Source organism: Arthrobacter cupressi (assembly GCF_900099975.1).
Lineage (GTDB): Bacteria > Actinomycetota > Actinomycetes > Actinomycetales > Micrococcaceae > Arthrobacter > Arthrobacter cupressi.
This window is the reverse complement of sequence record NZ_FNEI01000002.1, coordinates 65342-84618: the sequence shown is the minus strand read 5'-3', so window position 1 is coordinate 84618 and position 19277 is coordinate 65342. Positions and strand designations below refer to the sequence as shown.

Annotated in this window: 17 protein-coding genes; 5 read left to right on the top strand and 12 right to left on the bottom strand. The window is 64.0% G+C overall.

Annotated features, from left to right (window positions below):
* Positions 1-41 precede the first annotated feature (41 nt).
* Positions 42-920 carry a MurR/RpiR family transcriptional regulator gene (locus BLP88_RS02810; protein WP_074586758.1) on the top strand — a complete coding sequence of 293 codons (879 nt, stop codon included), beginning with the start codon at positions 42-44 and terminating at the stop codon, positions 918-920.
* 125 nt (positions 921-1045) lie between these two features.
* Here the strand turns inward: BLP88_RS02810 and BLP88_RS02805 are convergent, their stop codons facing one another.
* From BLP88_RS02805 to BLP88_RS02770, 8 genes are all read right to left on the bottom strand, one after another.
* The gene (locus BLP88_RS02805) at positions 1046-2317 is read right to left on the bottom strand and encodes a choice-of-anchor P family protein (protein WP_139163283.1); all 1272 of its coding nucleotides are present in this window, start codon (positions 2315-2317) and stop codon (positions 1046-1048) included.
* 166 nt (positions 2318-2483) lie between these two features.
* Positions 2484-3434, bottom strand: a complete 951-nt coding sequence (locus tag BLP88_RS02800) for a patatin-like phospholipase family protein (RefSeq protein WP_074586755.1) — start codon at positions 3432-3434, stop codon at positions 2484-2486.
* Positions 3435-3672: 238 nt separating this feature from the next.
* Positions 3673-4503 (bottom strand): endonuclease/exonuclease/phosphatase family protein, encoded by an 831-nt coding sequence (locus tag BLP88_RS02795; RefSeq protein ID WP_074586753.1) that lies wholly within the window; start codon positions 4501-4503, stop codon positions 3673-3675.
* Positions 4504-4575: 72 nt separating this feature from the next.
* Positions 4576-5841, bottom strand: a complete 1266-nt coding sequence (locus tag BLP88_RS02790; protein ID WP_074586751.1) for a glycosyltransferase — start codon at positions 5839-5841, stop codon at positions 4576-4578.
* Positions 5841-6443, bottom strand: coding sequence for a TetR/AcrR family transcriptional regulator (locus tag BLP88_RS02785; protein WP_074586750.1), 603 nt, complete (start codon positions 6441-6443; stop codon positions 5841-5843). The genes BLP88_RS02790 and BLP88_RS02785 overlap by 1 nt, the downstream gene beginning before the upstream one ends.
* Positions 6444-6504: 61 nt before the next feature.
* The gene (locus BLP88_RS02780) at positions 6505-7686 is read right to left on the bottom strand and encodes an ABC transporter permease (protein ID WP_074586748.1); all 1182 of its coding nucleotides are present in this window, start codon (positions 7684-7686) and stop codon (positions 6505-6507) included.
* Positions 7687-7705: 19 nt separating this feature from the next.
* Positions 7706-8368, bottom strand: coding sequence for an ABC transporter ATP-binding protein (locus BLP88_RS02775; protein WP_074586747.1), 663 nt, complete (start codon positions 8366-8368; stop codon positions 7706-7708).
* Entirely contained in the window at positions 8365-9951 is a 1587-nt protein-coding gene (locus tag BLP88_RS02770; RefSeq protein WP_139163282.1) for a hypothetical protein, read from the bottom strand. Before BLP88_RS02770 ends, BLP88_RS02775 begins: the two co-directional genes overlap by 4 nt.
* Before the next feature lie 320 nt (positions 9952-10271).
* Between BLP88_RS02770 and BLP88_RS02765 the strand changes: the two genes are divergently transcribed.
* On the top strand, positions 10272-10508 hold the full coding sequence (locus tag BLP88_RS02765) for a hypothetical protein (protein WP_074586743.1): 237 nt from the start codon (positions 10272-10274) through the stop codon (positions 10506-10508).
* Positions 10509-11165: 657 nt separating this feature from the next.
* Positions 11166-11843, top strand: coding sequence for a GntR family transcriptional regulator (locus tag BLP88_RS02760; RefSeq protein WP_217635128.1), 678 nt, complete (start codon positions 11166-11168; stop codon positions 11841-11843).
* Positions 11844-11917: 74 nt separating this feature from the next.
* Here BLP88_RS02760 and BLP88_RS02755 read toward each other — a convergent pair whose 3' ends face one another.
* Genes BLP88_RS02755 through BLP88_RS02745 form a run of 3 tightly spaced genes read right to left on the bottom strand, consistent with a single transcriptional unit; the run spans position 11918 to position 15615 of the window.
* On the bottom strand, positions 11918-13240 hold the full coding sequence (locus BLP88_RS02755) for an MFS transporter (RefSeq protein WP_074586741.1): 1323 nt from the start codon (positions 13238-13240) through the stop codon (positions 11918-11920).
* Complete coding sequence (locus BLP88_RS02750) at positions 13237-14835, bottom strand: acetate--CoA ligase (protein WP_084110724.1); 1599 nt, start codon at positions 14833-14835, stop codon at positions 13237-13239. The genes BLP88_RS02755 and BLP88_RS02750 overlap by 4 nt, the downstream gene beginning before the upstream one ends.
* Positions 14836-14847: 12 nt before the next feature.
* On the bottom strand, positions 14848-15615 hold the full coding sequence (locus BLP88_RS02745; protein WP_074586740.1) for an enoyl-CoA hydratase/isomerase family protein: 768 nt from the start codon (positions 15613-15615) through the stop codon (positions 14848-14850).
* Positions 15616-15714: 99 nt separating this feature from the next.
* On the opposite strand from BLP88_RS02745, the gene BLP88_RS02740 reads away from it, so the two are divergent.
* Together BLP88_RS02740 and BLP88_RS02735 are read left to right on the top strand one after the other, a co-directional pair.
* Positions 15715-16620, top strand: a complete 906-nt coding sequence (locus BLP88_RS02740) for a LysR family transcriptional regulator (protein WP_245679745.1) — start codon at positions 15715-15717, stop codon at positions 16618-16620.
* A 259-nt stretch (positions 16621-16879) separates the two neighbouring features.
* Positions 16880-18202 carry a DNA adenine methylase gene (locus tag BLP88_RS02735; RefSeq protein WP_084110722.1) on the top strand — a complete coding sequence of 441 codons (1323 nt, stop codon included), beginning with the start codon at positions 16880-16882 and terminating at the stop codon, positions 18200-18202.
* Here BLP88_RS02735 and BLP88_RS02730 read toward each other — a convergent pair.
* Complete coding sequence (locus tag BLP88_RS02730; RefSeq protein WP_074586736.1) at positions 18199-19134, bottom strand: phospholipase D family protein; 936 nt, start codon at positions 19132-19134, stop codon at positions 18199-18201. The two genes, BLP88_RS02735 and BLP88_RS02730, sit on opposite strands and share 4 nt — an antisense overlap.
* Positions 19135-19277 lie beyond the last annotated feature (143 nt).

The window sequence follows — 19277 nt, the reverse complement described above, 5'->3', positions numbered from 1 at the left end:
GATGTATCGAAGGTACGGGCAAGTGTGAGGCAGGTCAATAGGTGAACCAGGAAATTAACTCCTCAACGCTGACCGAATGGCTGGACAGCCGTGTCCAGGGACGCAAGCTCGCGGCCCGGCAGTTGCAGGTGATCGGCATCCTCCGCTCGCAGCCGCGGCTGGCCTCCTATGGCTCGGTGAGCGACATCGCAGCCGCGGCGGCGTCGAACGCGTCCACTGTGACACGGACCGCCCAGACACTGGGGTTCAAGGGCTGGGCGGACTTCCAGTTCGAGCTCCGCTCCCGCTTCCTGGCATCCCTGAGCGCGGTGGAAGTGGCGGCCCAGCACAACGGCCACATCAGCAGCCCGGCCCAAGCGGCGGTGTCCACGGACCGCACCAACCTCGCCCACCTCGAACGCACCCTGGACCCGGACACCGTGCACGCGATCGCCCAGGCCATCGCCGGTGCACGGCGGACCTTCATCATCGCCGCCGGCAGCTACGCCATTCCGGGCAAGGCGCTGGAGCACAACGCGATCATCGCCGGCCACGACGTGCGGCTCCTGGATGCGGATGTCGCGGCGCTAAGCAACGCCGTCGCGCGGCTGACTCCGGAGGATCTGGTGATCGTCATCAGCCTGTGGCGGGTGTACGACAGCACCCTGCGCGCCATTGAGGCCGCCCGCACGGTGGGCACGCCGATCGCCTCCATCACGGACAGTGCCGGTTCGCCGGTTGCGGAGCACGCCACGCAGCGGATCGTGGTGCCTACCGAGGGCGCGGGGTTCTTCCCCTCGCTCACCGGCGCGGTCGCCGCGGTGCAGGCGATCGCCGTCGAGCTCGCTTCGCTGGACCGAGAGCGTTCCACGCAGAACATCGGCGCGGCCGAACGGTCGTGGGAACTGATGAAGATCATGCACCCGCGGTCGAGCTCCTGACGCGTTAAGCGCCTCCGGCCGCGCAGCTGGTGAGCTGCGCGGCCGGAGGCGTTGGTGCGGGGGAAAGCAAAAGGGGTGCCGCCGCGGATTGCGCGGCGGCACCCCTCCCCCCAGACTTTGGGCGCCTAGTTCCTAATGGCCGTGCCTGAATAGCCGATCTGGATGGTCGATCCGGTCGGCAGTCCGCCGATCGACTGGTTCAGGACAATTTCGACCATCGTGACCATGATTGCCGCGGAGGTCTTGGTCACCTTGTGCAAAGTAACCTTGCCCAAGCCCGGCACCTGGACCACGGTGTTCGGGGCCACTGAGGCATTGATCGCCGGCAGGCCGGTGATCCTCAGGTTGGTGAACGTGGAGGTGTCGGTCAGGGTGACCAGGCCGCCCGCGGTGGCACGGCTTGCGCTGGTCTCTGCCTTGATGGCATCAGCCTGGATGACGCCGCTCAGGACGTTGAGCCCGGCGAGGGAGTTCGTCACGGTTCCCTTGACGGCGGGGCTGACTACGGTGGTGGTGGTCGTCGTGGAGGCGCCCACCGTTGCAAGACCCGGAACGGTGGCTCCGGCCAAGTTCACCGTTTGGGTCCCGGCGCCGCAGCTGAGGGCGGCATAGGCGGTGGGACCCGAACCGAGCAGCCCGGTGGCCAGGATGGCCTTGGTGGTAAACCCTGCGCCGGTGGCGTAGCCAAGCTGCGGCGGCGTCAGCTTGGCGAGGCTGACACCGAGGCGGATGTCCGTCCCGGCCTTCACGCCCGCGATTCCAGCCTTGAGGACCTCGACCCGCAGCGCCGTCGTCGATACCTGGAAAGTACCGTTGACCAGCTTCTTTTCCTGGCCATTCAGCGTAATTTTGCCAAGGGAACCCAGGAGCGGAACATTGAGGTCAATCACCGTATTGGGAGCCGGGTTGGCCGCCACGGACAGACCCAGGACTTTCAGGTTGGCAATGTTGGTCTGGTTGATACCCGAAAAAGCACCGGCGGTGTTCTTGTCCGCGATGCTCACGGACGAAATGGTCCCGGCCGTGATAAGTCCGCCCAGCAGATTGGCGCTGCCCACAACAGACCGGCTTTCGATGCGTTTGCCGGTCGCCGTTTCCAGCGTCCTGACGCTCGTTGCGGCGGCACCCACGGCACCCACTGCAGGCACATTCAAAGCTGCGGTGCTGTTGCTGGAAGTCAACCCCGTGAGACCGGTGCAGCCAATCGATGAATTAGCCGTGGGACCCGACGTAAGGGTCTTGTCAGAATTGAAAATGTAGGAACCGTATGCGATTCCCGAAAATCCGGTGGTGACCTGAGCGGGTGTAATACTCGGAGTCGCCGCCGTCGACGGGGCCAGAGGCCCCGCAACCACAAGCGCGAAGGCGCCGGCCAGCGCGGCCAGTGTACGTTTCATGAATTCCCCCAGAGATAGCACGAGTCAATTTTTCGCGGTAATAGCACCGTACGCCCGCCAGTACAGGCGAACAATAGAAATCACGGCGATTTGCATCATAGCGATCATTTGCCCGGCAATTACGTAACTACTCGGAACGTAATGAATTCCGTGTTTTCCCAAACCGTCAGCACCAGAATTCATTGAGCTTTCCGGCAAGCATTCTGCCCTGCCCGTACCCGGCCCGGGCGGCAGACGGACGCAGCGACAGATCCATCGCGTTGACGCCGAACAGGTGCTCGGAACCGCTGTCCGGGAAGATCGTTTCCACGCGGCTTCCGCCCGCGCGCAGCCCGTCCACCTGCGTTGCCAGGTCCATGCCCCACTCCGCCGGGGTCCGGGTCCTGCCGCCAAACGGGGACAGCACCAGGACCCGCGCATACCCCGCCGCGAGGTCGGCGTTCTCGGCGTTGGACCGGTAACCGCCGTCGATGTAGCTGCTGCCTCCGATGCCATAAGCGAAGCCACTGGAACAGCTCGCCGCCACGGCATCCGCCAGGTCCACGCCGCTGTGGCGGTCGAACACCACCGGTTCGCCCGTCCCGGCATTGACCGCCGTGAGGCGCACCGGCTGTGCCGGCCAGTCCTGGCTGGGCAGCCGCGACGCGACGGTGGCCCGCCACCTCGCCTGGGCAGACGCGTCCGACGACGGCGGCAGCTCAAGTGCCGAGGCCCCCATTCTGCGGCGCATGTCAGCCGCATCCCCGGCGGCGGCGATGATCCGGTCGGTCCTTTCCAGATGCTCGCTCACCTGTCCCGGGCGGGGGCGCCCGTCACTCCCGGGTGATGCGGGCTGCTGCCGGGCCGGGGCTGGCCGCTGGTGGGGCGGGGCGGCCAGGATGTCGGCAAGGAGTTGCGCCGGACTGGCGCCGGTGATCTGGGCTGCGGCCGTCGATCCGGCCGAGGTGCCGATGATCAGATCGGCGCCGGTCACGTCCAGCCCGCCATCGAAGAGGCCGGCGACGACGCCGATCAGCCAGGCATTGCCGGTGGAACCGCCGCCGCCAAGGACCAGGGCCCGGGTCGGCAGCGTCCGTGTCCGCGCGGACGGCAGGGAGGAAGAAGGTGTTGTGTTCATGGGAGTCGCCTTTCGCGAATTGCCTTGGGTGGCGCTCCCGGAGGCGGCTAGCCCAGCCGCGCGATCGTGGACTGCAGGGGAGCACCCATTGCGGATACTGCGTACATGGGTCTCACCTCCTGCCGAAAGATCACGATCACCGAAAACGCTAGCACCTCCGCGGCGAGGGGCGCCACAGGCCCGGCACCGAGGCAATTGGCACAAAGCCAGCCGCCGCCAAACCCACGGCGCGGCAGTGTCAGTAGCGGATGTCGGCCTGCAATGCGTAGTGGTCGGAGGGGTAGATGCCTCCCACCGGCGCGGTGCCGAGCAGGGCGGCTGCGAGCGGGTGGCCCGCGCCGCCGCGCCGCGGTGCGGCCGTGAGGATGTAATCGATCCGGCGGTCCGGCCACAGCAACTGCACGGCCCACGGGTTCGCATTGGACCACGTAAAGCCCCGGCCTCCTCCGCCGGCCACCTCCCACGCGTCGTAGAACGAGAGGCCCTTGACGGGCGCGGCGGCCCGGCCGGTCAGCAGGCGCATCTCCTCGCTGTCCGGATCCGCATTGAAATCCCCGGCCACCACCAGCGGGGTCCGCTCGTACTGGGAGGCGTGCGCATGGGCGCAGAATGCGCGCACGGCATCCTGGCGGTCCTGGCTTTCATCGAGCCACCACGCATCCATCACGGCACCATGAACCTGGATCCGGCCCCTGGGCCCGTCGATCCGGGCGCTCTGAACCCGCAAACTGCCGAAGGTGTGTCCCTCGGTGGAGCTGATGGGCCATCGTGACATCACGGCGACACCGGAGAGTGCCGCTTCGTCTTCCTGCGCGGTGACGCCGTTGAAGGCGTGGTGGGGCATGCCGAGCCGGTCAGCCAATCTCCTGCACTGGCTGTCCGCGCCTCTTGCCCAGGATTCGGTCAGCACAAGGATGTCGGGCCGGGCGCTTTCCAGGGTGGCAAGAATGGCCGCTTCCCGCTCCTGCCAAGGACCATAGAGCCCCCACACATTCCAGGTGACGATGCGGGCGCTCGTCTCTATGAGCTCGCCGTAAAACTGCGGAGGTATGTCCGGTACCTGGGCCATGCACCCATACTGCACGTTGCCGGCGGAACCCGCATCCGCGCGGCAACACAGCCTTGTCCCCGCTTCGGGAGCCTACTGCGCGGCCCCGGCCTGGCCCTTGTGCCAGGCGGGGAGCAAGCCCTCCAGGGCATCCACGCCTGCGGCGGCTCCCCCGGCGGCGACGTATCCGGCCGCGACCCGGCGGGCGCCGTCGGCCTTGCCGATGGCCTCGCGGACCGCGGCGCGGAGCGATTCCGGGGTGAGCTTCGCGGGCCGGAGCCGCACACCGGCGTCGGCGGCCACCACCCGCGCCGCCACCTCGTTCTGGTCGCGGCCGAACGGGACCACCACCACGGGCACGCCCTTGGCGAGCGCCTTCTGGGTGGCCCCCATGCCGCCGTGCGTCACCGCCACCGCGGCCCGTTCCAGCACGGGTCCGTGCGGGATGAAGCGTTCCACCCTGGCGTTCGCCGGCACGGAACCAATCCCCTCCGAACCGGACGCTGGCAGCGTGGCAACGACGGTGAACGGCTCCTCGGCCAGGCCTTGCAAGGCGGTGCGCACGAGTTTCTCGTCGGCTTGATATTCGGACGATGTCGTCACCAGGACGGCCGGTTTGTCGATCTCGTCGAGCCATGCGGGCCGCTCCTCCGCGGGCTCCCACGGGAGCGCGCCGATCATCCGGACTTCCGGCCCCCAGTCCGTATGGGCGTATTCGAACGGTTCCGCGGTGGTCAGGAGCATGAGCGGGGCCCGGCGGAAGAAGGCGTCGGCGGTGCGCAGGGGCGGGAGCCGGCCGCCGCTGGCGTCAGCGCGCATGCTGTTGATTCCGGGCATCATTACCTTCTCGACGGCGGCAATCACCAGGCGGCGGACGACGGCGTCGCGCGCCCTCCCCAGCGGTCCGGACATCGGCGCGAGGCCCGGCCCGAACGGCGGGGTTCCCTTCGATTCAAGCGGCGGGATGAAGGGGCTCACCGTGGCCCACGGAAGTCCGGAACTCTCCGCGACGGTGCCGGCGCCCCACGCATTAATGTCCAGCAGCAGGAGGTCCGGGCCGACGTCGTCGAGGGCCGCTTTGAAGTCCGGGGCGTCGAAGCGGGCCCGCGAGGTGAAGGTGTCCACGCTGGACGCCAGCGCTGACTTGACCGATGTGGCCAGGTAGTCCCGGTGTTCCAAGTCCAGCAGCCGCTGGTCAACGGGCGCGGCGTGGAAGCCGAGCGTGCGCATCGCGGCGACCTGGCTGGGCAGCGTGCGCAGATGGACGTCGTGGCCCCTCGCCTTCAGCTCCAGCAGCAGCGGAACCAAGGGGAAAAGGTGGCCAATGGCGGGTGAGGTGTAGGCGAGGACGGTGGACATCAGGGTCTCCGGGTGAACGGCTCGAGCATCTCGAGCAGGGAAACGCAGACCTGGTCGCGGCTCAGCCCCGCATCGAGGCGGAGGAGCTTCCAGGTGTAGACGTCGCACAGGGCGACGAACTGGGCGAGCCGGCGGTCGCGGTCCGCCCCGTGCAGCTCCTCCAGGAACGGGGCGAAGACCCGCGCGCACCATTGCCGGTGGTACTGCCGCCCGCCCTCGGTGATCCGGGTCAAGACCGGGGACGCGTCTTCCTCGGCGAGCAGCTTCAGGGCGAGGGCCGCCGTCGTCTCGTAGTGCTCCAGCAAATTCCCGACGGCGGCACGGACGTCCCCGGCAGGTGCGGCATCGCGCTGGCTGGCCACGTTCGCCGCGGAGTATTCGGCGGTGGCGTTGATCAGGGCGGTGCGGTCGCCGAAGCGCCGGATGACGGTTTGGACGGTGACACCCGCTCGCTCGGCGACGGCGGCCAGGGTGACGCCGGCCAGCGGCCCTTCCATGAACAGATCCAGGGTCGCCTGGAGGATGCGGCGCCCGGTTTCGGCCGCAGAGGAAGCCCGTTTGCTCATGTCATACGAGCGGCTCTGCGTCCCGCTTGAATTCATGTTAGTTAGACTAACTCCAATTCAGGAGGGCGTCTAGGGGCAGGCTCTACGGGAATCCCGTTCAGAGATCCCTTAGCGATGAATCCGCGTCCAGGCGGGCGAGCCTCGCCACGTGCCCCACCGCGCCGACGCAGAGAAACAGCGGCACGCAGAGGAGCGCTCCGGCCACAAGCAGCCAATTGGGCGTCGCCCAGGCCGCAACCGGCAGGAGTTCAAGCTGGAGGCCATTGAAGACGGCCGTGCCAAGCAGCGAAGACACCGTCCCGAGCGCCGCACCGACGACGCCGATGATGAGCCCCACGGCGGCCAGCTCAACCATGTAGACACCCGCGATCGAGCCGCCGGACCAGCCGATTGCCTTGAGCAGGCCCACCTCGCGTGCACGCTGCTTGATCCAACTGCCCCCAACCGAAACGCCCACCCCAAGGCAGAAAATCACCAGGACGCCGCCGATCACCCAACTGGCCAACTGAAGGAGCGCAAACAGGCCCGATAGCGAACGTATCTGCCCGGCAACGCTATTGACTGAATAGCCGAGTTCGCGGATTTTGTTCTGTACGTTCACCACCTGCTCGGCAGAGTCGACGCGGACATAGGCCCGGGGAAAGGTGATTGCCTTGGCGCTATCCCTGGCGTTGGAGAGCGTGGACTTGAGCAGGGTACCGGAGACATAGGCCGCCTGTGCGCCGTCCGTGCCCGGCGAAGAGTTGTCATAGATTCCCGCCACCCGGAGGGTGATCGCGGCAGGTTCCCCGTGGCCCGGAGCAATCTCCTTCGTGTAGACGAACGCGATTTCCTTGCCGAGGAACTTCGCATAGCTCTGCCCTTGGCCCATGTCAGGAAGGAGAATGTCTTTCCCACCCGGTCCGCCTGCGGGAAGGTTTCCCTCCACCAGCTTCGGGGTGATTCCACTGATGAACGGCGTCCCCGTGAAGGCGCCGGGATTGTTCGGGGTTGGCCAGTTCTCGGGCTCCTCAATGGCCAGGTCAATCTGCGCCCAGCCGGACGTACCGGCGACGTGCTCGATCCGATCGAATTCGGCCAGCGAGTTGTCAGTGATGTCGCGGGCAGAATCCGGGCCCACCGACGTCACCTCAACGTAGTTCAGGGCCGAGTTGGTGGTGATGTTGTTGGAATAGGAACTGATGCCCGCCCCCACCACGCTGTCCGCAAAAACGAACGCACCGATGCCAAGGGCCATCAGGACCGCAAGCGGCCGCAGTTTCGAGAGTGAAAGCTGCACCGCTCGTCCGGTGAATACCTTATACCTGTTCAACGAGTACCTCGCTCATGGGAAGCTGACGGTGGGCAATGTGTTTGAAGACCTCGTCGTGAGAGGCGACCAGGACTCCGCATCCGCTCTCGGCGCCGCTTCGCATCGCTTCGAGGATGGCCTCGGTGTTGCTTGCGTCGAGGCCGGAGCTCGGCTCGTCGGCAAGAAGGACTGAAGGCTGATTGATGAGGGCTCGGCAGAAAGCGACCCTCTGCTGCTGTCCGCCCGAAAGCCTTTTGGCTTTCCGGTCGGCCACCGCCGCGAGGCCGAAGCGTTCCAGCCGTTGCATGACGGCCTCTCTGGACAACTGCCGACTGCTGGCAAGGACGATGTTTTCCAGTGCGGTAAGTTCCGGCAGCAGGTTGCTGCTCTGGAAGACCATCCCGATTTCCTTGGAGCGCACCGTCGCGGCCGCACGGGGGGATGCCTTGGTGCGGTCGTGTCCGTTGATCCATACCCTGCCAGCATCGGGCGTGGAGAGCAGGCCTGAAATGTTCAGGATGGTGGACTTGCCTGAACCGGACTCGCCCCGGAGCCAGACGATCTCCCCTTGCATGACATGAAGGTCGACGCCGGCCAATACTTGGTGCCGCCGCCCGCCCTCGTCAGCAAACGACTTGTGAATGTTTTCCAAACGTAGGACCGAAGTCATTTGTTGTCTCCGAGGTTGTAGGCACCGGGAACGGCGATCATGGCCGCCGAGAGCGATAGGCTGCACTGTGAATCTGGGTCCGGCTCCAGGCGGTATAGCGACGGAAATTCCTTGCACCCCTTAAGCTTCCGAAGCTCTTCCGCTGCGGCGTCGAAGTCATCAGAGCCCAGGCCGGATAAACTGGCGCTGGTCATCGCCGTGAGTGCGCGGAAGTAGTTGAGGCCATTCGATCCGGGTCCCCGGATCAGCTCTGGGAGCTTGGCCTGCACAGCGGGAAACATTGATCTCACTTCCGCACTGTTAGAGAAGTACATCGAATTCGTGAGGGCCAACAGTGCCTTGGAAAGTGGTTCTTCTGCCGCGGGGTCAGCGCCGAATGGTTCGAGCCGGGCAAGCTTCACGTCGGGATCTAGCTGCGCCAAAACATCGATCAGCTCGAGGTATTCACCCAAATTGGCTTGGGTCACCTTTCCGGCAACTCCGACCCTCCCCCGTTGAACGACCGCGGAGTAGTTGCGCCAGGAGTCAGATCCCGAGCGCTTCAGGGCGACAAGGGCCTTGAGTTGGGTAATCACATCTGCCCTGGGATCTTCAATTGCGCGCACGAGCTGGATCCTGGTTTGTTCTCCTGCGACTTCCGGGAATTCAGTGTCGAGGAGTCTTGCAGCGAGGTACGTTCCATGGACTGATCCGTTGTCCAAGGCAGACGAGCGAATCAGTCCGTTCCCTTCATCCAATCTTGAGACGACATTTTCTTTGACAATCCGCTGACGTTCGGCACGGGCGTCGAGCAATTCCATGGATCGCAGCATCGAGTCGATCAGAGCATCATCATCGACTTGGCCCGATTCGAGTATTCGAACGATGTGGCCTTTCGCGTCATTGGGAACGAGCAGGTCGCGGTCGAATTTGATTCTTGTTTCAAGTGCAGCCTGGAAATCAAGGGTGGATTCATAGTCGGATGGCAGCTTCTTAATATCCACGGATTTCAGCGCCGCTTCCAATTCTTCAGGTCCTTGAACCTTGAGTGCCGCAAATGAATCGAAGAGCCGCCATAACAGGTAGGGCTTCTCTTTGATGGACGCTATGTCGACAGACTTAAGCCGGGAGACCACTTCCCGCTCAGGCGCCGACCGGTGACCACCCGACCAATCACGCATCCTACCGAGGTCAATCCAAAACCAGAGGGCGGCAATCTCTGCCCCCACGTCTTGTTGCGTGGGAGGGATGGCCGCGTCTGCCAACTTCTTTTCCAAGATCCCAGGCAACTCTCCGCCCGTTGCTTTGAGGACTTTGAGCGCAGACCAGAGGGTCAATAGATCCGCCGTGTCCTGCTTGCCCAGGTCATCATCCACAACTTTCCTTGCATCGCCCGCTGTTAGCAATGACGGGCCCAGATCGTCCGAATAGAGTGCCGTCGTGTAGAGGTCTCCACGTTCCTGACCCGCGGATTCGGGCATCCTGACGAGCCCGTTTGCACCTTGGAGCTTCACCAGGTCTTCCTTAATGGCGGAGACATCGTTGCCTTCCGCGAAAGGACCGGCACTGCAGGCAGCCAAGCCAAGCACGGTCAGGGTCAGCAACGACAGACGTGTGAGGCTCCGTGCACGGTTCGAATTGCGACGACCAACACGCATACTTGTTTTCACTGCTACAGTGCCGATCTCTTCGTTAGACGTGCGCGGAAGCAGTTCGCAGGTTGCCGTAGTAGTAGGCAGTTGCCGCTACGTCCGCACCCAGGTAGAACGATCCCCATCCCATGCAAACAGTCCCGCTCAGGTACGACCCCCTGGCGCCGTTGCTGTTTGTCCACTGGATTGTCGCGGGGTTACTCGTTCCGGAGCCCGAAACGTTAACGCCCTTGATGCTGATGGAGCCAACACCGTACTGGTAAAACGAAGTAGTGTTCCGGATCCAGTTCGGCGAAACGTTCATTACCGCCGACGAAGCGAAGCTTCCACACCCGCCTTTGGCAACGGATTGGATCCACATATTCGCAGTTATGGGCTGGCCGTTGTCAAAATATGCCGTCCCCGAACCGCTGGTGGCCTGTGCGCCGGAAGCCACACCGACTGCCAAAAGCGCAGTGAGTGCAATTGCGGCACTCGCCTTTTTCAGATTCCTAACCATTTTCATGTAGTCCCCCAATATCTGATTTTCGCCCGTTGGACGGAGCAGGTGCCCCTGCGGGCAACTCGAGATTATGCCAATCCATGGAGAAACCAAAACCATCCGACCGGTTTCATCTTGACTTGAAATGCGTGCTCGTTTCGAGCTAAAGGCCCCCTGTTGAGAGGCGGAACTAACTCCAAGCAAAATGGCATCTAGAGGCGTAGCTGAAGGAACCAACACCGGACCGCTGGAACAAGGTATTGGTCAGCCTCCGGCTGGGCAAGGCGCATCAGCAGCAATGAGGCGAAACTTCCACACCCGCTTTCGAAAACAGGCTGGGCGTTCGCCGCAATTGGCGGGCCGGCAAACGGCACGCCCGGAGCATCACCAGCCTGGGCACCGCAGACCGCTCCGAGTGCCAACATCGCAATGAGCGCAAATGCGGCATTTGCCCATCTCAGTTTCCTAGCCAATTCCAAGCCATCCCCCAAAATCTGACTTCATCCCTGCACAGGCAATGCGCCCCTGCACGGCATCACGAGGTTATGCCAATTCATGGACAAACGTAAACAAACCATCCGGTTTGCTTTTGTCATGGGACCCGGAACCAGAGGAGGATGACCCCGGCGTGAGATCGGGGCGGGGTTGGCTAGCTCCGCCCAGTCCTGTCTGTAATATTTGATCTGTGGTCATATCCAAGCGAGTAGAGCCGACACTGCTGACCGATCAGGTGTATGCCATGATCCATGAGGCGATCCTGAATGGAGATCTTCCCGCCGGCTCCCGCCTCCGGATCCGGGATCTTGCCGCGCAGGTAGGCACCAGTGTGATGCCGGTCCGCGAAGCGATCCGACGCCTGGAAGAAGCGGGCCTGGCCGAGCGCGAACCCCACAAGGGCGCCGTGGTAAAGAACCTCTCCCTCAAGGAACTGGCCCACGTCTACGACGTCCGCCGCCTGCTGGAAACCGAGGCCGCACGCCTGGGCAGCCAGCACATCTCAGCCAAGGACTGCGACAGGATGCAGGCCCAGTACGAGCTCATGCGGACCGCCATTACCGAGGAGCGCGTCGTCGCTGTCCTCGACCACGACGAGGAAATGCTCTCGATCCTCTACGGCGCCGCCGGAAATCCCGTACTCGTGAAGATGATCCGCGACCTGTGGCAGCAGTGCCGGGCATACAAGATTGTCGGCGCGAAGGCCCGGCTTGAGGACCGGGACGATTCCCTCTGGCGTTACCAGGAAGAACTGCTCGCCGCGGCCCGCAAGAACGACGCCGTCGCCGCGGCCTCAATCAGCGACGCGTCACTGACAGACGCAAGCGACCGCATTCGCGCAGGGTTGGCGGCGCAGGCCGAGGCGTAGATCGACGCACAAAGGGACTGGCGCTACGGGAATTCCCGTAGCGCCAGTCCCTTTTGCGTAGCGGCAAGAACGAACTACAGCACCGTCGTCCGTGATAGGGACAGGTTCTTCGTCTCGCGGAAGAACAGGATCACGACGACGGCGGACACCACCGCGACGCCCATCAGGTAGAACGCGGGAGCCAGCGGAGTACCGAAGCCGGCCACGAGGCCCGTCGCCACGAACGGCGCCGTTCCGCCGAAGAGCACGTAGGCCAGGGTGTAGCCGATCGCCGAACCGGAAGCCCGGACCGAGGACGGGAACATCTCCACCAAAGCGGGAACGTTGGAGGTGCCGATCACCGCCACCAGGGCGCCCAGGATGCTGGTGCCCACGATTGCCCAGCCCAGGCCGAGCGGCATGATCGCGAACGCCGGGATGGTCATCACCACGAAGCCCAGGCAGGCGAACAGGAGCATGGTCTTGCGGCCGAAGCGGTCACTGGCGCGGGCGGCCAGCGGGCAGGTGACGGTGTAGACGAGCATGGTGACCATGCTGGTGATCATCGAATCGGTGCTGGTGTAGCCCAGGCTCGAAGTCATGTAGGCGATCATGTAGCTGCTCATCAGGTAGTACGCCACGGCGTTGGTGATGCTGTACCCGAAGAGCGTGAAAATCTGCCGGGCACACATCCGGACGGCGTCGCCAAGCGGCCGCTTCGCCACCTCGCCCTTCTTCTCCAGGCCGCGGAACACCGGGGTGTCGTCCACCTTGGAGCGGATGTACAGGCCGATCAGCCCCAGCGGCGCGGCCAGCAGGAACGGGATGCGCCAGCCCCAGGACTGCAGGTCTTCGGCGCTGAGGGTGGCCGTGATCGCGGCTCCGAGCAGCGCACCGGCCACGGAGGCCAGGCCCACGGTGGCGGGAATGACGCTCGCATAGGTGGCCCGCTTCCCGGCCGGCGCGTATTCGACGATGAACGCCGAGGAGCCGGTGTATTCGCCGCCCGTGGTGAAGCCCTGCACGGCGCGGAAGATGAACAAAAGGATCGGAGCCCAGACGCCGATCACCGCGAACGGCGGCAGGATGCCGATGCAGAACGTCGCCGCGCTCATGATCAACACGCACAGTCCCAGCATCTTGTTCCGGCCGATCCGGTCGCCGTACCGGCCGAAGAACGCCGCCCCGAGCGGCCTGGCGATGAACCCGCCGGCGAAGATCGCCCACACGGCCAGCAGGGCCGCCGTCGTCGAGTAGCTCGGGAAGAAGAGTTTGGCGATCGTCACGGACATCACCGCATAGGCGGCCGAATCGAACCATTCCACAAAGTTCCCGACGGCGGCCGCGGCGGCGACGCGCTTGAGGCTGCGGCGCGGTGAGGCGTCCGTTTCCACGGGGTTGCTGGTGAGCGTGTTCATGAGTTTTGTCCTTCGCGTTGGGGAGAAGAAGGGACGGGGTGCGGGAGTGCACGGAGTTGAGCGCGCTGGACCTTTCCGGTTGCTGATTTTGGCAGCTCGGGAAGGTATTCGATGAATCGGGGGTAGGCGAAGCGGGAGAAGTGTTCCTTGACGTGGTCCACGATCTGCCGGTCCAGTTCAGGCCCGGAAGAGTGCCCCGACGCAAGTTCGATCCAGGCCTTGACGGACTGGCCGCGCAGCTCGTCCGGAACGCCGGTCACGGAGACGTCGCGGACGGCGTCGAGTTCGCGGATCACGGCTTCCATCTCGTAGGGGCCCACGCGGTATCCGGAGGTTTTGATGACATCGTCCGTGCGGCCGAGGAACCAGAAGTAGCCGTCTTCGTCCTCGTAGGCCTGGTCCTTGGTGTGGTACCAGTCGCCGCCGAACGCGGCATCCGAGGCCTCCGGCATGTTCCAGTAGCCCAGCGGGAACTGCGGGTTGGAGCGGGCGCGGAGGCAGACTTCGCCGGCCTCGCCGCGCGGGACTTCCTGTTCGTTGTCGTCCAGCAGCTTCACCTCCCAGCCGGGCAGCGGGCGGCCCATGGATCCGGGCTTCACCGGGACGTCCGGGAAGTTGCCGAGCAAGGGGTAGGACTCGGTGGAGCCGTAGTAGTCCTGCAGGGTCACGCCGAACTGCGCACGGAACCAATCAATGAGCTCAGCGGTGAGCGGCTCGTTGGAGGAACAGACCGTCCGCAGGGACAGCGGGAAGCGGGTTCCGGCGTCGGGCACGTCCTCGCGCATCTTCCGCAGGAAGGTGGGATTGACCAGGGCGCTGTCCACGCCGTGGCGGCTCATGCTGGCCAGCATGGCTGCGGGGTCGAAGCCGCCGGCGGGCCGGAAGACCAGGTGCGTGGCGCCGAGCCGCAGCGGGCCCATGAGCTTGGCCATGGACCAGGCCCAGTCCCCCGCGCCGTAGAAGACGTCGCCGTCGCCGATCCTGTGGCAGTACTCGAACTCGTTGTGGCCCAGGAGCGTGCGGTGGGCGTGGACGATTCCCTTGGCGCGGCCGGTGGTGCCGGAGGTGTAGAAGATCAGCGCGGGATCGTCTGCCCTGGTTTCCGCGTCCTGGAATTCCGCGGACGCTGCGGCGATCTCGGGGCTGTCGATGTCGATGAAGCGGCACTGGTAACCCTCGAAAAGGTGCCGCGCGGCGCCTTCGGCGATGATCACGGTGGCGCCGCTGTCCTCCAGCCGGAAGCGGATGGGCTCGGCGGCCCAGAGCAGCGACATCGTCACCAGGATGGCGCCGGTGCGCAGCACGCCCAGGTACGCGGCGGGCGTGTCCGCGCGCTGCGGTAGGAGCACCGCCACGCGGTCGCCTTTCCTGACGCCCACGGCGTGCAGGGTGGCGGCGATCTGCCGGGAGCGGTCCTGGATCTCGCCCCAGAGGACTTCGCGGCAGCCTTCGACGGCGGAGTCCAGGATGATGGCGCGCTTGTCCCGCGGGTGCCGGTCGGCGACGTCGGAGGCCATGTTGTAGAGCTCCGGAACCTCCCAGCGGTGGCCCTTCACCATGGCGGCGTAACGGTCTTCGGTGAGTTGGGTGGTCATAGTGTTTGCGCCTTAGCCCTTGCGTCCGGCGAGGAAACGGGCCATTTCGCGCTGCGGCTCGCCGGTACCGTAGGCCTCGCGGTGCACGCGCTTGGCTTCGGCCATGGCGTCGCTGAGCTCGTCCTCTTCCAGGCTGCGCAGGCGGCCCTTGGTCAGGCGGATGGCACCCGGAGGAAGGAGGCTCAAGCGGTTGGCGAGCTCCTTCGCGTACTCCAGCACGGCGCCGTCGTCGGCCAGGTAGTTGAGCAGGCCCAAACGCTGCGCTTCCGCGGCGTCCACCAGCTCGCCGGTGAGGACGAACTGGGAGGTCTTGGACTTGCCGAGGATGCTCCACATGGCCCAGATGCCGGTGATGCTGGGGATGCCGGAGAGGACTTCGGGCTGGCCCATGCGGACGGTGGAATCGCCCACGCGCAGGTCGGTGAGGAGGGCGTACTGGAAGCCGGAGCCGGCGGCCACCCCGTTGACGGCCGCGATGGTGATCTGGTCCAGGTTGCGGACGGCGCGGTAGAGGCGGTCGAAGCCGTCGATCCAGGCCTCGGCGGCGGCGTGGTCTTCGGGGTCCATGGTGGTGGTTTCGGCGAGGTCCTGGCCGGCGCAGAAGGCACGGCCGGTGCCGGTGAGGATGACCACGCGGATGTCCTCGTTGCCCTTGAGGCCTTCCAGGTGGTCGATGAGTTCGCTGCGCATGGATTCGGTCCAGGCGTTCAGTTTTTCCGGGCGGTTGAGGGTGATGACGGCGGTCTGGCCGATCTGTTCGAAGAGGACGTCCTGGGACATGGTGTTCCTTTGTTCTTGCTTGTTCTTGTGTCCCATCAGAGCACCGGGCGATGTGACCCGTCTAACATCAAAATCCACTCGCCGTGATACCAAACTGATATGGTGCCGGGCATGGATCTCCACCATCTCAAGTACTTCGTGGTGCTCAGCGAGGAGCTGCATTTCGGCCGGGCGGCGCAGCGCCTGCACATGGCGCAGCCGCCGCTTTCGCAGCGGATCAAGGACCTGGAGAAAGAGCTGGGGGTGCTGTTGTTCCACCGGCGGCGGACCGGCGTGGAGCTTTCCGAAGCCGGGGCGTTGCTGCTGGAGCATGCCCGGGCCGTGCTGGACAACGTGGCGATGGCGCAGGAGTCGATCCGACGGATCAGGCCCGGCGCCTCCGGTGTGCTGCAGGTGGCGGTGCCGCCGGATACCAACCCGGTGGCTTTGTCCGCGATGGTGTCTTCGTTCAGCTCGATTGCCCCCGACGTGCTCCTGAACCTGCACGAGCTCACCACGGTTGAACAGGTGGAGCGACTGCGCGACGGCGAACTGGACGTTGCGGTGGTCCGTCACCCTTTGAACGCGGTGGGTTTTGAGTCGGGGCCGGTGTTTTCACGCGCGCTGGGGGTGGTGCTGAATGCTTCGCATCCTTTGGCTGCGTTGGACGCGGTGCCGCTGGGCGAGCTGGCAGGGAACCCGTTGATCATCTTTCCCCGGCACATGGCTCCGCCGCTCTACGACTCGTTCCTGCAGACGTGCCGGGATTCGGGGTACCTGCCGGCGGCCATTGTGCACGCCCGCAACCAGCACTTCACCCACGGTCTGGTCCTGGCCGGCCGCGGCGTGCATTTCAACGAGGAGCCGTGGACGCCGCTGCCTGCCGGGATCGTGTGGCGACCGCTGGTGGGCGATCCGTTGGCCTGGCGGACCTCGGCGCTGTGGCTGAAGAGCCGGCGGTCAACGGAGACGGATGCGTTCGTGGAGGCAGTGGGGGTGGGGCTGAGGGCTGGTGGGCACGGGTAGAGCTACTGGAATAGTCGCTTGGAGATAAGTACCAGCGGCGTCAGGAACTTTGAGACGCCGTTGAGACGTGAGCGGAACCGGGTTGCCTTTGCGAAGGCCCTGGTCAGCTTGTCAACGCTGTCCAACCAGTACTCCACGACGCCCCCAACGGCTCGGCTCCTGGCTCCCGGCTCCCGGCTCCCGGCGGGCAGTGGCGGAATGAATCAGCCAAGATGCGTCCGATTCCCGTTCCGGCAGCTCAGGCTGAGAGAATCTCTTAATGAACGAGATTAACCTTGGCTCCCAAGCATCAGTGGCCGAGATACGGCCTGTTCACTACATGGGGAACAAGTCCCGGTTTCTCGATGCCATCGAAGCGGCCGTGTCTGAAGTCGCGGCGCCCGGAACCGCTGCCTGCGACCTCTTTGCAGGGACCGCGGTGGTTGCACGACGTTTAGCAATGAGCAGGCCTGTGATCTGTTCGGACATTCAGGCGTATTCAACAGTCTTTGCACAAGCACTCACGCAACCTCGCGCTTTCACCTCAGCCGAAGTTGACTCACTCAAGGAAGCTGCTCAGGATTGGCTAACCACAACGGAGCGAGAGATCCAAGATCTGTTGCGACTTGAAGAGCGAGCAATGACGAATGCTCAAACAGATCCGGGAGCTTTGGCAGACATTATCGAAAACGGTTCATTGGCCGTCTCCGGTCGGGGCTCGATGCAGCTCCAGTCGGCCAAGGAATCAGCACATGCAGTCCTTCGCGAGCGAACGGCAACACTCACACGCTACTACGGAGGAGTGTATTTCTCGTACCGCCAAGCTGCCGCAATGGATGCTCTCCGAAACGCGTTTAAGGCGATCTGGGGTGATGTTAGCGACGTGACTGCACTGGCGGCTTTGCTGGGTGTCGCCAGCGACCTTGTCTCTACGGTAGGAAGTCACTTTGCTCAGCCGGTTCAGCCCCGTACAGCTGCCGGAAAGCTGAAGCGGAATTGGATCGCCCCGGTCACGCGCCGGCGGGGATTGGAGACACTTCCTGCGTTTGATGCATGGCTTGCCAGATACGCCTCACTGCCTCCCGCACTGTACGAGTGCCGCGCAGTCCAAGCGGACTATCAGTCAACCCTCGCAACACTCGGACCTGAGGTCGGCGTTATCTACGCAGATCCTCCATATACAAGAGACCACTACAGCCGCTTCTATCATGTCCTCGAGACAATCGCTATTGACGACGACCCCGGCGTCACGCCCGCCCAAGGGTCGTCTCAGCCGAGCCGGGGCTTATATCGGGAGGATCGGCACCAGTCTCCCTTCAGTATCCGCACCCAGGTGGTTCCGGCGTTTCAAGAGTTGTTTGCAAACGCGAAGCGCCTCGACGTGCCACTGGTCTTGTCCTATTCACCGATGAGCGAGGGGACGAAGGCGAGGCCCGAGACTCGGCTGGTATCGATCGACAGTCTCATGTCATTGGCGTCCGACTACTTCGCAAACGTTCGCCTGCTTACGATGGAGTCCTCTTCCCACAGCCGATTCAACCGGGTTGAAGTGAGCGCGGAAGCGCTCAGCAGTGCCGAAGTGCTGATCGTCGGCTCGAACTAGAGAGCGGGCAGAGCGACATTCCACAGTGGCGAATCGGGCCAAGCCGTCTGAACCTGAACCGCGTTAAAGCGGACACGGCGCTTGCGGTCCGGCCGCCCGTGCCAGCTGGCAGCAAGCAGCTGATCGATGGCTGCGTAACCTGGGTCTTCAGGCAGGAGCAACGAGTAGAGGAACTCACCAGTTGCCAAACGAAGGAAGACCCCGATCGGTGGCCCAGCTGTGGGGTAAGCACGCCCACGTGCAGCGGCGAGCTCAAACCGGTAGTTTTGGCTGACGACCTCGACGCTCGGGCGGCTCTCCATCTCGCCGACCGTTCCACTGGAGTCCACGTGGTGCAGCGAAATTCGACGATGGGAACCAACCTTTGCCCCGAAGAATCCCTCGTAATTCTCAAGATCAAAGTTCGCCTGGGCCCAACGGTCACCCGCCTTGGGGATCTCCGCGACCAGCACCTCCTCAACGGAGGGTACGACAGTCGGTCGAGCTGGGGTGGTGATGTGTGTAGTCCGCAAGCTACGCTCGTTGCCGGTGTTTTGCTCAGCCCTGTCGCGCACGCGCGGGTCCGTGATTGGCAGCAGGTGGTCAGTGACCGAAGTGAGGAAAGCCTCGATCTGGGACAAGGCATCCTGCTTGTCTTCTCCGGTCAGCTTCAGGGATACAAATGCCTCCCAGTTGGACCTAAGTCCGCCCATCGTAAGGTTGCCTGATCCCACGATGAGGCTTAGGTACTTATCATGCTCAAACCACGCCATCTTCGGGTGGAAAAGCGAAGGCGTTGGGCTCATGAACGCTCGTACATCCAGCCGCGGCCGTTTCGTTGAGATCTCAACGAGCTTGTCGACCGCGGGCGGATCAGTTATTGAGTCCGTGCCGACGAAGAGCCTGAAATTACCGGCAAGCAGAAACTCGTCGAACGCATCATCTTCGAGCATGCTCCTGACACCATTGGAATTAGCCCAAGCAAAGATCCCACCACCGCGTTTGGCTCCAATGGACTCGATTAGTAAGTGCTCTAGAAGGTAGCCTCCTACAGAGCCCGCGATCTGAAAATTGAGCACCAGTCACCGTTCCATCC

Coding starts and splice junctions, on each gene's coding strand:
- BLP88_RS02805 (WP_139163283.1), bottom strand. CDS start 2,317: ATGAAACGTACACTGGCCGCGCTGGCCGGCGCCTTCGCGCTTGTGGTT.
- BLP88_RS02800 (WP_074586755.1), bottom strand. CDS start 3,434: ATGAACACAACACCTTCTTCCTCCCTGCCGTCCGCGCGGACACGGACG.
- BLP88_RS02795 (WP_074586753.1), bottom strand. CDS start 4,503: ATGGCCCAGGTACCGGACATACCTCCGCAGTTTTACGGCGAGCTCATA.
- BLP88_RS02790 (WP_074586751.1), bottom strand. CDS start 5,841: ATGTCCACCGTCCTCGCCTACACCTCACCCGCCATTGGCCACCTTTTC.
- BLP88_RS02785 (WP_074586750.1), bottom strand. CDS start 6,443: ATGAATTCAAGCGGGACGCAGAGCCGCTCGTATGACATGAGCAAACGG.
- BLP88_RS02775 (WP_074586747.1), bottom strand. CDS start 8,368: ATGACTTCGGTCCTACGTTTGGAAAACATTCACAAGTCGTTTGCTGAC.
- BLP88_RS02755 (WP_074586741.1), bottom strand. CDS start 13,240: ATGAACACGCTCACCAGCAACCCCGTGGAAACGGACGCCTCACCGCGC.
- BLP88_RS02750 (WP_084110724.1), bottom strand. CDS start 14,835: ATGACCACCCAACTCACCGAAGACCGTTACGCCGCCATGGTGAAGGGC.
- BLP88_RS02745 (WP_074586740.1), bottom strand. CDS start 15,615: ATGTCCCAGGACGTCCTCTTCGAACAGATCGGCCAGACCGCCGTCATC.
- BLP88_RS02740 (WP_245679745.1), top strand. CDS start 15,715: ATGGTGCCGGGCATGGATCTCCACCATCTCAAGTACTTCGTGGTGCTC.
- BLP88_RS02735 (WP_084110722.1), top strand. CDS start 16,880: ATGAACGAGATTAACCTTGGCTCCCAAGCATCAGTGGCCGAGATACGG.
- BLP88_RS02730 (WP_074586736.1), bottom strand. CDS start 19,134: ATGCTCGAAGATGATGCGTTCGACGAGTTTCTGCTTGCCGGTAATTTC.